This window comes from Pseudomonas sp. P106(2024), from assembly GCF_057480815.1.
The window spans coordinates 1-405 of the sequence record NZ_JBLIYU010000059.1 but is presented as its reverse complement, the minus strand read 5'-3'; the positions used below and the strand labels follow the sequence as shown (position 1 = coordinate 405).

Annotated in this window: 1 protein-coding gene; it reads left to right on the top strand. The window is 56.3% G+C overall.

The window, feature by feature from the left end; genetic code table 11:
* A partial coding sequence (locus AC25M7_RS25505; RefSeq protein WP_486971641.1) for an IS3 family transposase occupies window positions 1–405 on the top strand: 405 nt, incomplete at both ends.

The following is a 405-nucleotide window of genomic DNA, read 5'->3' as shown; positions in this document are numbered from 1 at the left end:
GATGACCTTCGAGAGCTGGGAGAGATCTGTGGGCGAAATCGAGTCGGTCGCTTGATGCAGGCAGAGGGGCTGCGTTCGCAAACGGGCTATCGCCGTCGTACTGGGTTTTATGGCGGAAAACCAAAAGCGGCATCGCCCAACCATCTGGCCAGGCAGTTCAAGGTCAGTGAGCCGAATAAGGTCTGGGTGACCGATATCACCTACATCCGCACCTACGAAGGGTGGCTGTATCTGGCGGTAGTGCTGGATCTGTTCTCTCGCCAAGTCATTGGTTGGTCAATGAAGCCCAGGATGAGCAGCGACCTAGCCATCGACGCCATGCTGATGGCCGTGTGGCGACGCAAGCCACAGCAGCAAGTGATGATTCACTCAGACCAAGGCAGTCAGTTCAGTAGCTCAGATTGG